At 69.3% G+C, this 11,567-nt stretch carries 11 protein-coding genes; 6 read left to right on the top strand and 5 right to left on the bottom strand.

What is annotated here, in order from left to right; all coding sequences use genetic code 11:
• Positions 1-98: 98 nt before the first annotated feature.
• On the bottom strand, positions 99-572 hold the full coding sequence (nrdR, locus tag G515_RS0105905; protein ID WP_028659418.1) for a transcriptional regulator NrdR: 474 nt from the start codon (positions 570-572) through the stop codon (positions 99-101).
• A gap of 385 nt (positions 573-957) precedes the next feature.
• On the opposite strand from nrdR, the gene G515_RS0105900 reads away from it, so the two are divergent.
• From G515_RS0105900 to G515_RS22530, 3 genes are all read left to right on the top strand, one after another.
• Positions 958-1,257 carry a hypothetical protein gene (locus G515_RS0105900; RefSeq protein ID WP_028659417.1) on the top strand — a complete coding sequence of 100 codons (300 nt, stop codon included), beginning with the start codon at positions 958-960 and terminating at the stop codon, positions 1,255-1,257.
• A gap of 286 nt (positions 1,258-1,543) precedes the next feature.
• Positions 1,544-1,951 (top strand): YidH family protein, encoded by a 408-nt coding sequence (locus G515_RS19730; RefSeq protein ID WP_036554388.1) that lies wholly within the window; start codon positions 1,544-1,546, stop codon positions 1,949-1,951.
• A complete protein-coding gene (locus G515_RS22530) occupies positions 1,948-2,334 on the top strand; it encodes a DUF202 domain-containing protein (protein ID WP_028659416.1) in 387 nt (128 codons plus the stop codon). The genes G515_RS19730 and G515_RS22530 overlap by 4 nt, the downstream gene beginning before the upstream one ends.
• A gap of 179 nt (positions 2,335-2,513) precedes the next feature.
• On the opposite strand, the gene G515_RS0105885 is transcribed toward G515_RS22530, so the two are convergent.
• Entirely contained in the window at positions 2,514-2,846 is a 333-nt protein-coding gene (locus G515_RS0105885; protein ID WP_028659415.1) for a LysM peptidoglycan-binding domain-containing protein, read from the bottom strand.
• 303 nt (positions 2,847-3,149) lie between these two features.
• Here G515_RS0105885 and lexA point away from each other — a divergent pair, with 303 nt between their 5' ends.
• From lexA to G515_RS0105870, 3 genes are all read left to right on the top strand, one after another.
• Positions 3,150-3,878 (top strand): transcriptional repressor LexA, encoded by a 729-nt coding sequence (gene lexA, locus G515_RS0105880; RefSeq protein WP_028659414.1) that lies wholly within the window; start codon positions 3,150-3,152, stop codon positions 3,876-3,878.
• Between the two features lie 252 nt (positions 3,879-4,130).
• Positions 4,131-5,744, top strand: coding sequence for an MXAN_6640 family putative metalloprotease (locus G515_RS0105875; RefSeq protein ID WP_028659413.1), 1,614 nt, complete (start codon positions 4,131-4,133; stop codon positions 5,742-5,744).
• 180 nt (positions 5,745-5,924) lie between these two features.
• A complete protein-coding gene (locus G515_RS0105870) occupies positions 5,925-7,085 on the top strand; it encodes a tyrosine-protein phosphatase (protein WP_051217921.1) in 1,161 nt (386 codons plus the stop codon).
• A 50-nt stretch (positions 7,086-7,135) separates the two neighbouring features.
• On the opposite strand, the gene G515_RS0105865 is transcribed toward G515_RS0105870, so the two are convergent.
• From G515_RS0105865 to G515_RS0105855, 3 genes are all read right to left on the bottom strand, one after another.
• Entirely contained in the window at positions 7,136-9,139 is a 2,004-nt protein-coding gene (locus G515_RS0105865; protein WP_028659411.1) for an ATP-dependent DNA helicase, read from the bottom strand.
• Positions 9,140-9,517: 378 nt separating this feature from the next.
• Complete coding sequence (locus tag G515_RS0105860) at positions 9,518-10,480, bottom strand: sugar phosphate isomerase/epimerase family protein (RefSeq protein ID WP_028659410.1); 963 nt, start codon at positions 10,478-10,480, stop codon at positions 9,518-9,520.
• A gap of 43 nt (positions 10,481-10,523) precedes the next feature.
• Positions 10,524-11,531, bottom strand: coding sequence for a sugar phosphate isomerase/epimerase family protein (locus G515_RS0105855; RefSeq protein WP_028659409.1), 1,008 nt, complete (start codon positions 11,529-11,531; stop codon positions 10,524-10,526).
• Positions 11,532-11,567 lie beyond the last annotated feature (36 nt).

Here is an 11,567-nt window from a genome sequence, read left to right as displayed (position 1 = left end):
CTCAGGCGTCACGAAAGACACCCGAAGGATGGGAGGTCGGTGCTCGGTGGAGAGCCCGGGCAGGTCGCTTCCCCACAACCTGCCCGGGCCGTCTGTGATCAGCCCGACGTCGGCGGGCTGGCGACGAGGCGCTCGGCTCGCAACATGGCGATCTCGGCCTCGAAGTCTTCAACGCTGGTGAATTGGCGGTAGACAGAGGCGAACCTCAGATAGGCCACCTCGTCGAGCTTGCGCAACGGCGCCAGGATGGCCATGCCCACCTCCTGGGAGGGAACCTCGGCGTACCCGCTGTTGCGCAGCGTGTCCTCGACCTCCTGGCCGAGGCAGTCCAGCTGATCGGGGGTGACCGGGCGGCCCTTGCAGGCCTTGCGGACTCCCGAGATCGCCTTCTCACGGTTGAACGGCTCGGTCGCTCCGGACCGCTTCTGCACAGTGAGCTGCATCAACTCGACCGTGCTGAACCGGCGCTCGCAGCCCAAGCAGTGCCGACGCCGGCGGATCGAACCCCCGTCGTCAGCGACTCGGGAGTCGAGGACCTTCGTGTCAGCGTGCCGGCAGTACGGGCAGTGCATGGGATCCCCCTCACGATGTCTTGGAACCACGCCGAACCTGTGGATGAAGTGTGCGAAACCAGCAATCATCTGTGGAGAGAGTGCCACACCCCTGTGAACTAGATGTGGAGAACTACACCGCTGTAACTACTAGATGTTGTGTCAGCCTACGTCGGTCGTCGGAGCGACGCAACCTGGCTGCGGCGAGTGCGGCGTGTCGCCCTGCGGGTACGCGAGATGGACCACTTCAGCCCCCTCGGAACGGGTGTCCAGTCGTCAATCACCCACCTCATCGGTCACAATGACGCCCGTGGCGGGCAAGCATGGGGGATCTCGACGAGCAGCGAAGCCTCCACGGCGGTTCCGGCCCCGACTAGCCGCCCTCGCACTCGCGATCACCGCACTGGTGGTCGCTTGGGGCTATCTCGTCTACGCCGCCATCGACTTCGGTTCGGCGGCCCGGGGCGGAGAGCGGTCCGCTTGGTGGCTGCTCGCCCTTGCCTGCCTCGGAGCGGTCGCCTGTCTGTTCATCGGACTGATGCTCGTCGCTCGCGCCCTGCGTGAGTTGGGCGTCACCCCCTCCCCCGGCACTTCCGACCGCCCGGCCAACACCGAGGAGACGCCCGAGGACGCCGCGGCACCACAAGGGTCGACCGCCCCAACGAACCCACCGAGGCCCTCCGGCGGCCGCCGCGCCGCCCGCTGACCCATCCCGCCGAGGCCGCCCGCCCCTCTGGCCTCCGGTGGGCCCCAGCCAGGCCGGGCGAGCGCCTGACCGCAGGTGGCGGCACGGCCGAGGGAACACTCTGCCGTCCGCGACCACTCACGCGAGCACGGGCGCGGCGCCGATGCCAGCGAGGTCGTCGCACTCCATGACATGCTCGATCCATGTGCACCAGGGATCGAGGTGGTCAATCTCGGCAGCGGGTACGACAGCGCCCCCCGGGCGACTCGCACAGCCCGCGCCACCGGCCCGACGATCGCGCCACCCGATGACCACTCCGCCCGAGGAGCCACCGACCCAGCGTCCGGACGCGCCGGCCGAGCGCCGATTCCCCCGTTTCGTCTTCGAGCGGGGTGAGGAGCCCGATCCGCGCTTCTCACTCGCCAATGAACGCACGTTCCTCGCCTGGATCAGGACCGGACTGGCCCTGATGGCGGCCGCGGTCGCCCTCGAAGCGATCGACGTCCCCCTTGCGACTCTGCCCAGGGAGATCGCCACCGTGCTGTTGCTGGCGCTGGGAGTGATCGCCACCCTCAATGCCTGGATCACCTGGGTCCAGGCCGAGCGCGCGATGCGCACCCAGACGCCGCTACCCGGACTCGGCCTCGGCCTGATCATCGTAGTCGGGATCATCGTGACCGGAGCGGTGATCGCAGCAGGGATCCTGTGGCGATGAGCCGGAACTCGCGGCGCGGCCCGATCGACATGGGCCTCCAGCTCGAGCGCACCACTCTTGCCTGGCGGCGCACGACACTGACAACCGTGGTGGCCGCGGCCGCGGCGGCACGACTGCTCGCCACCGACCATCCGGCCTGGCAGGCGACAGCGGTGGGCCTCGCCCTGCTCACCGCGGGACTCGCGGAGTACGCCACGGCGCGTCGCTTCCACCTTGCGGGGATCGCGATGGCCCACCACGTCGACCGGGAACGCGGCCCCATCGAGGAAGGTGCGGGAGACGGTCCTCCCCCGCGACTACCCGCGGGAGGAACCCTCGCCGTGGTGAGTGCAGGCCAGGCCCTCGCAGGTGTGCTCACCGCAATCCTCCTCTTGGTGAACTGACCCGAGTCCTTCCAGGAATGGCACCGACTCGGATCGGCCGACAGTTCCCCAGACACCACAGAGGGCGGAGCCAATCAGGCTCCGCCCTCCGCCCTTCCCCAAGGCACGCCGGCCGGGGTCGAATCGACCGGCGTGGAGATCCCACTCTTCGCTCAGACGAGGTCCACCTGGGAGGCCACTCAGGCCGCAGGGACCTCGAGCTCCTGGCCGGCGATGAGCATGGCACTGTCGAGGTCATTGAGTTCGATGAGGTGATCGACCATCGCTCCGGTGCCGCCCGGCTCCGCGATGCGCCCGGCGATGTGCCAGAGCGTGTCACCTGTGCCGACCAACACGGTCTCGGTCTGCTCGGCCTCCTGGGTCGCCGAGGAATCGGGCGTCAGCGTGAAGCCGAGGCCCACGGCCGCGACCAGCGCGGCAATGAACACGGTCAGACGCCCGCGGCGAGTCAGTCGAACCGAACCCCGCGGCGCCAGTCGTGCCGAGGTGGGGGCGTGGGAAGCGATGCTCATGGTGACTCCTGGGGAAGCTCGGTCGGCGGGAAGTACTGCACGAAGGTCAGGTCTATCCGCGACCACCGACAGTCTTGGAACGAGTTCGTCACTCTGGGCGAGAACTCTTCGATCACACGTTCGATCGAACAGGTGATCGACGTTAGATCACTTGTTCGAAGGTCGCAAGAGCTGATCGCAAGAGTTTTCGGATGGGACACGACGTGAGCGCTTGACCCTGCCCCGACCAAGGGAGAGAGTGCGGACACGCGGAGTTCGAACAGATGTTTGAAGCATGGTGGGGCGGGGGCTAGCGTGACCGACATGGCGAAGACACCCTCGGCGGGCCCGCGAGTCACCGAACTGCCCGACGGGCCGGCGGACTCATCGGGTCTCACACCGCGACAGCAGCGGATCCTGGCCACCCTGCGCGACAGCATCGAGCAGCGCGGCTACCCGCCGAGCATGCGGGAGATCGGTCAGGCCGTCGGTCTCACCTCGACCTCCAGCGTCGCCCACCAACTCAAGACCCTGGAGAAGCGCGGCTACATCCGCCGCGACCCCCACCGCCCCCGCGCTCTGGAGGTCTTCCTCCCCGAGGTGCTGGCCGCACGCAAGGCCATGTCCAGTGCCGACGAGAGCTCGCTGGACGAGACCGGGGTCGGCGATGCCACGCCCCCGGCGTCCTACGTGCCCGTCGTCGGCCGGATTGCGGCCGGCGGCCCGATCCTGGCCGAGGAGCGCGTCGAGGATGTCTTCCCTCTCCCCCGGCAACTGGTGGGTGACGGCCAGCTCTTCCTGCTCGAGGTCTCGGGCGACTCGATGGTCGATGCCGCTATCTGCGACGGTGACTACGTGGTGATCCGCCAGCAACCCACGGCGGAGAACGGCGAGGTCGTCGCCGCGATGATCGACGGGGAGGCAACCGTCAAGACCTTCCAGCGCAGGAGTGGCCAGGTGTGGCTCCTGCCGCACAACGCCGCCTACGACCCCATCGACGGCACTCACGCCACGATCCTGGGCAAGGTCACCGCCGTCCTGCGCCGGATGTGAAGCTACGGGGCCCGGTCGCCGCGCCGGGGGTGAGCGGGCGGGCGTGGGCCGTCCTGGACGCTGATCCGACACGGAGTTCGGCTGGCCTGGATGCGACGACGTACCGACGCGCCCCGGACGGGAGGTCCCGGATCGGGGAGTTCACCCCTACACTCATCGGGGTGCCGACCGGCGTCGGCCCGGTCGCCGCCCCCAGGGGTGGGCCGGACCACACCACGGCATCGTGTCCCGGACCCTCGACCCCGGAGTTCCATGTCTTCCCCACGCACCGTCCGACGACTGCTCGTCGTGCTCCCCCTGCTCGTGCCCGGGCTGCTGCTCGGACCGCAGGCATTCGCCACACCCTCGGCCGAGGTCGGCGAGAGCACCACGGCACCCGGTCGGGCCCTGCCCACTGCCGACGATCTGGCCCCTGTCTCCGAGCGAGACGCTGCCGAACGCGTGCTTGCCGACGCACAGAGCCTCATGCGGGCCAAGCCGGAAGGCGAAGCGCAACAGACCCTCCAGGAGGGGCGCGACGTCACCATGCTGCTGCGGGACCTGTGGCTACGCGAGGACGACCTCTCCGCCTCCGACCGGGTGGCGGCGCGAAGCCTCAACCAGCGCCCCGCCTACGACCGCACCGACTGCAGCAACGGCGTCGTGTGCGTGCACTGGAACACCAGCGGCCCCAACCGCGCCTCGCAGGCCTACGTCAACCAGGTGGTCTCCACCATGGGTCACGTCCACCGGACCTACCGCAAGGCCGGCTATCGCAGTCCCAAGTCCGACAAGGGCAAGGGTGGCAACAACCTTCCCGACGTCTACCTGCAGGACGTCTACAACCTCGGGTTCTACGGCTACTGCACCGTCGACGCCGGCACCCAGCCGCCGAAGGGTCGCTGGGACGTCCCGGCGTTCTGCGTGCTCGACAACGACTACGCCACCGCGCAGTACGGCAGTCGGCACACGCCCCTGGAGAACCTTCGCGTCACGGCCGCGCACGAGTACTTCCACGCCGTCCAGTTCGCCTACGACGCCACCGAGGACCGCTGGCTGATGGAAGGCACCGCTGTCTGGGCGGAGGACGAGGTCTACAACGGCATCAACGACAACCGCCAATACCTGCGATACAGCCCGCTGACCTCGCCCCGCACGTCGATGGACGACGCCAGCGCCAAGAACGGCTTCATGCAGTACGGCGACTGGATCTTCTTCCGCTTCCTCTCCGAGCAGTGGGGGAAGCAGCAGGGCGGCATGCCGGTCATCGTCCGACAGATCTGGCAACGGGCGGACAGCTCGCGCGGACCTCGGTACGACCAGTACTCCAGTCGAGCGGTGAGCGGCGTCGTACGGAGCAAGAAGACCCAGCTCCGCAAGGCCTTCGCCCGCTTCGCGGCAGAGAACCGCAACCCGCGAGCCACCTACCGCGAGGGACGCGCCGGCCGCTATCCGGCCGCCCGCCCGGCGGGCCGGACCGTGCTGCGCCCCTCGAAGCAGACGGCGACGCGCACCTACCGGATCAACCACCTGGCCTCGGCCACGCAGCGCTACATCCCGCGCAAGCTCAATCCGCATCGTTCGCTGCGCGTGAGCGTCGATCTGCCTCGCCGCAGGATCGGTACGGCGGCGATGGTGAGCGTGCAGCGCAAGGGCGGGGCCATCCAGCGCAGGTTCATCAAGATCAACGCCCAGGGCAACGGCAGCGTCGCGGTGCCCTTCAACCCGCGCCGGGTCAAGCACGTCGAGGTGACCCTGGCGAACGCCAGCACCGCGATGAACTGCTGGCGAGGCACCGACCTCTCCTGCGCCGGCAAGGCGAAGAACAACGGGGCGAAGTTCAAGGTCAGCGCCAAGGTGGTCAAGCCCGCTCGGCACCGCTCCTGACCCGCACCACATTCACACCGAAGTACAGGAAGGGACCCGGCCTCGGCCGGGTCCCTTCCTGCGTTCCGCGACACGTCGCCATGGGCAACTCGCCCTGTTCACCGATCGGTCGCCGACTCGTCCCTCACCGGCATCCCGCCGTCACTCGAGCATTTCCATTGCCTCCCTATGGTGCCCGCCATGAACACCCCCCTGATCCAGCCTGCCCTCAAGACGGCGGCTGCCGTCCTCGCCTCCTCCGCCATCCTGCTCGGTCCGGTCTCACCGGCGCTGGCCTCGACGTCCCACACTTCCGACCGCCCCCACGCCGGCCATCACCACCGCCAGCAGGTCATCCCGTTCACCTCCGCGACCGTGCAGAAGGCGCGCGGCGCCAACCGCTGGACGGTGTCCTGGTCCAGCGAGCGCACCCAACTGGTCAGGGTGTACGTCGGCGACGAGGCCGGCGAGGAGAGCCGCCGTGCCACCGGCCTCACCGTCGGGAGGCACGGGACGCTCACCTTCACCTCGCGGGCAGACCGCCCCTGGGTGAAGCTCGTCCCCGCGTACGGTCAGCCGCTCGAGGTCACCGCCCGCGTCCTGGGTCTGGAAAGCGCACCGAACCTGCGTGATGCAGGGGGCTACCGCACCACCGACGGTCGTTGGGTCAAGTACGGCGCGGTCTACCGCTCCCCCGCCCTCGCCCTGACCGACGAGGACGCCGCTACGGTCGGCGGGCTCGGGATCAGCGACGACTATGACCTGCGCACCACCGACGAGGCCGCCACAGAACCCGATGTCCAGATCCCCGGGATGGCCTACCACCACCTGGACGTGCTGGGCAGCCTCGGCAACCCGGGCACGGGCGGGTCGCAGCTCCCGGACATCGCCACCGCCCAGGAGGCCCGGACCTACATGGCTCAGGCCGAGCTGGCGATGGTTGACTCCGAGAGCGCCAAGTCGGCCTACCACGACCTGTTCACCGGCCTGGCGAACGCCGAGGGCGCCGGGCTGTACCACTGCACCGCGGGCAAGGACCGCACCGGGTGGGCCAACGCCGTCCTGCTGACCCTGCTCGGGGTGGATGAGGCGACGGTGACGGAGGACTACCTGCTCAGCAACACCTACTTCTTCGAGTCGCCCGCGATCCAGGCGCAACTGGCCGCGATGCCGGCGGCCCAGCGGGAGATCTACGAGCCGTTCATGCGGGTGGAGGAGGAGTATCTCCGCAGCGGGCTGGACCGCGTCGCCGAGGAGTACGGCTCGATGGAGGCGTACGCCGTCGACGGGCTCGGGCTGAGCCCGCGCACGCTGGCCAAGCTGCGTGCCCGGCTCCTGGTGGGCGAGCCCACCCGAGGCTGACCTGAGCTGGAGCTCCGGACGGACCGATCACCGGGCCGTCCGGAGCTCGGCTATTCGGACGCCGCCGCGGAGAGCCGAGCCAGGGCCTGGCGGACCAGCTGCGGGTCGGTGGTCGGCCACATCCGGGGCAGGCTCGCCTTGAGGAAGTTGCCGTATCGCGCCGTCGCGAGCCGGGGGTCGAGGATGGCCACGACTCCCCTGTCGCTGGTGGTGCGGATGAGGCGGCCGGCGCCCTGGGCCAGCAACAGCGCCGCATGGGTGGCCGCGACCTGCATGAAGCCGTTGCCGCCAGCCTTGTCGATCGCGCGCTGCCGCGCACTGATCAATGGATCATCGGGGCGCGGGAACGGGATCCGGTCGATCAGCACCAACTGACAGGTGTCTCCGGGCACGTCCAAGCCCTGCCACAGCGACAAGGTGCCGAACAGCACCGTGTGTGGGTCGGCCACGAACTGTGCCGCCAGCTCCGGCAGTTGGGCGTCTCCCTGGGCCAACGTGGTCAGGTGCGGGAGCCGCTCCCGGACCGCCTCCGCCGCTGCCTCGGCGGCGCGACGGCTGGAGAACAGGCCCAACGCCCGGCCGTCGGCCGCGTCGACCAACTCGGCGATCTCGTCCAATTGCGCCGGCCCGAGCCCGTCGCGGCCCGGCGGGGGCAGATGGCGGGCGACGTACAAGATGCCCTGCTGGCCGTAGTCGAAGGGGCTGCCCACGTCGAGGCCGCGCCACGGGAGCACCTCCTCGGTGCGCTCCAGGGACTTGTCACCCTCGGTGACTCGCTCGGCTAGCTTGAGTCCGAGGCTGGTCGCCACCGAGCCGAAGTCACCGCCGAGCATCAGGGTGGCGCTGGCGAAGACCACCGTCTTCTCTGTGAGCAGCCTGGTGCGCATCTGCGCCCACACCTGAAGCGGAGCCACGCACAACCGTGCCGGAATGCGCTCGCGGGCTTCGTTGAGCCAGAGCACGTCGGCCTCGCTGTGGGCGGCCATCCGCTCGGCGATCTGGAAGATCTCCTGCACAGTGCCCTTGGCCTGCTGGAAGCCGGCGTCGGTGTTTTGGCCCGGCTGGGGCTTGGGGTAGGCGGAGAGACAGGCGCGCGCGGCGTCACGCACGAGCACCAGCGCATCGTGCAGGTCGGCGGGCAGGGTCTCGAAGCGCCCGGCCGTGGCCTCCGCCATCGCGGCGCGCAGCACGTCACCCGCGTCGGCCAGGTCGTCGGCCTCCCCGCCCTCCACGTGGCGCTGACTGCGCCGCGCGGCCCGCTCCACGTCGGGCGCCGTGAGCTCGTCGGTGGCGGCCTGGGTGACCCGCGCGACCAGTTCGTGCGCCTCGTCGATCACGACAGCGTCGTAATCGGGGATCATCGGGATCCCCTCGATGGCGTCGATGGCCAGCAGCGAGTGATTGGTGATGATCAGCTGCGAACGCTGTGCCTTCTCCTTGGCCAGCTCGGCGAAGCACTCCTGCCCGAAGGGGCACTTGGCGGCGCCGAGGCAGTCGCGATGGGTCACGCTGACCTGGCGCCACTCCCGGTCGGTGTGACGCGGGGCGTTGTCTCGCTCGCCGCTTCCGACCCCGCCGGCCTCCTTCTCCGCCCACTCGCGCAGCTCGAGCACCTTGCGCGCCATCGGGCTGCCCGCACCCTCGGCAGGTACGTCGACGAGGGTGCCCTGATCGTCGGGAACCCCTTCCCGGATCCGGTGCAGACAGGCGTAATTGGAGCGCCCCTTGAGGACCGCGTAGGAGGTGTCGAGCTCCTTCTCCTCCGTCAGGGCGCCGACCAACCGCGGGATGTCTCGCTCGACCAGCTGGTGCTGGAGCGCGAGGGTCGCGGTCGCGACCACCACCCGCTGCTCGTGCAGCAGCGCCGGGATCAGGTAGGCCAACGATTTGCCCGTGCCGGTGCCCGCCTGCACCAGCAGGTGCTCCTCACCGTCGAACGCCTCGGCCACCGCCTCGGCCATCCGCACCTGCCCCTCGCGCTCGCTGCCGCCCAGCGCGGCCACGGCCGTGGCGAGCAGCTCGCGGACGGGAGTCGGGGCAGAGGTCTTCGGCACGCCAGCACCCTAGCCCCGAAGACCGACACTTCCCCGCTCGCCGTCGGGTCGGGCCTCCCGGACCGTGTGATCGCCCTCCCGGAGCGTCGAGACGGGCCCCCGGACCGTCAGGTCGGCCCTCCTCGACCGTCGGGATGGCCGCGGTGTGCGCCGACGTCCACCAAGCCCGACTCAATGCACCACCACGCCCAACTCAACGTGCCACAAGATCCGACTCAACGTGCGACGAGGCGCACGTCGACGGAAGGTCGGGGACACGGCTGGGCGAGGCTCGATGCACCCGACCCGGGTGATGGCAGCGGGTCAGGGCCCACAAGTACGCCGACCCACCGGTCCGAGGACAGGTGAGTCGGCGCAGATGCAGGAGGGACGGAAGGGTCAGAAGCGGACCCGGCGGAGGTAGGAGTAGCCGACATCGGCGGTCTGGAGCGGGGTGACGTCGGGGGTGTCGTTCTCCACGATGTACTCCTCGACCTGGTGGGAGGCGAAGATCGGTCGGAAATCGATCACGCCGGTCCCCAGGTCTGCCATGTCACCGGTCGCTGCATCCCGGTCCTTGACGTGGTACTGGCGCACCTTCTGCGGTGCCTGGTGGATGACACCGATCGCGAAGGTGGTCGCGTTGGCCGGGTTGAGGCCCAGGTTGATCCCACCGGTGACGGCCCAGTATAGGTCGACCTCCAGGTGCACGAAGCGGGGGTCGAGCTCGGAGGTCAGCACGTCCCAGGGGGTCGTGCCGTCGCCGAAGTCGGTGGTGAACTCGTGAGCGTGGTTGTGGTAGCCGTAGGCGATCCCCCGTCGCCGGGCGGCCTCCGCCTCGACGTTCATCTGCTCCGCCCAGCGCTGCCAGTCCTCGCGCAGGTCGGAATTGAGGTAGGGCACCACCATGTACTTCTGCCCCAGGATCTCGGCGTTGTCGAGCTTGGTCGCCAGCTCCTGACGAGAGGCGCTGATCCCGTCGTGACTGGAACTTGCTCGGAGGCCCCGCCGGTCGAGGGTCCGTCGCATCTCCTTGGCGGTGCGTCCGTACAGGCCGGCGAGCTCGACCCGGGGGTACCCGATCTCGCCGAGCGCGGAGAGCGTCTCGTTGATGCCGTCACCGGTCATCACCGAACGCAGCGAGTAGAGCTGGATGCTGATCTTGTTCTTCGGGACGGTGCCCCCGCCCTGCTCGGCCTTCGCCGGCGCAGCGGCTGCGGCGGCGGGGGCCAGGCCCGGGACGCTTGCCAGGCCGGCGGCGCCCGCGGTGAGTCCGATGGCGCTGAACACGCCGCGTCGGCTCATGCCCTTCTTCTCGAGCGATTCGCGCAGCGCGCCGTCGCCGTCAAATCCAAAACACATCGTGCTTTCCTCTCTGTGGGGTCCGACCGGTTTCAGGGGCCGGTCAGTCTGAGGTGCTGAAGGCGGCGTCGAAGGCGGCCTCCGGCGGATCGAAGAGCTTGCTCTTGACGTAGGCGAGTGCCTCGGGAGCGCCGACGAGACGGTCCATGCCGGCGTCCTCCCATTCGATCGAGACCGGGCCGTCGTACCCGATCGCGTTGAGCATCCGGAAGCACTGCTCCCAGGGGACGTCGCCGTGGCCGGTGGAGACGAAGTCCCACCCGCGCCGCGGATCGGCCCACGCGAGGTGGGAGCCCATCCGGCCGTTGCGACCGTTGCCCACCAGGCGCTTCGCGTCCTTGCAGTCCACGTGGTAGATGCGGTCCTGGAAGTCCCACAGGAACCCGACCGGGTCGAGGTCCTGCCAGACGAAGTGCGAGGGGTCCCAATTGAGCCCGAACGCCGGCCGGTGACCGATCGCCTCGAGGGTGCGCACGGTGGTCCAGTAGTCGTAGGCGATCTCGGAGGGGTGCACCTCGTGGGCGAAACGCACCCCGCACTCGTCGAAGACGTCCAGGATCGGGTTCCAGCGGTCGGCGAAGTCGCGGTATCCCGCGTCGATCAGCTCCTGGCTGACCGGCGGGAACATCGCGACGTACTTCCAGATCGCGGATCCGGTGAAGCCGATCACGGTGTTGACGCCGAGCCGCTGGGCGGCCCGAGCGGTCATCTTCATCTCCTCGGCGGCGCGCTGGCGCACGCCCTCGGGGTCGCCGTCGCCCCAGATCTTCGCCGGGAGCATGTCCTGGTGGCGGGCGTCGATGGGATCGTCGCAGACCGCCTGACCCTTGAGGTGGTTGGAGATCGCGAAGACCTGGAGGCCGTACTTCTCCAGCAGGTCGAGCTTGCCCCGGACGTAGCCGTCGTCCTCGGCCGCCTGCCACGGGTCGAGGTGGTCGCCCCAGCAGGCGATCTCCAGGCCGTCGTAGCCCCATTCGGCCGCCAGTCTGGCCACCTCCTCGAAGGGAAGATCGGCCCACTGGCCGGTGAAGAGGGTGATCGGTCGGGTCATCGGTGTCCTCCAGGTCGGTGCGGGGGTCGGGGTCGA

Origin of the sequence: Nocardioides insulae DSM 17944 (genome assembly GCF_000422825.1) — a bacterium.
GTDB classification, from domain to species: Bacteria; Actinomycetota; Actinomycetes; order Propionibacteriales; family Nocardioidaceae; genus Nocardioides; species Nocardioides insulae.
Note: the sequence above shows the minus strand (reverse complement) of the source record. Positions and strands in the feature narration are given on the sequence as shown.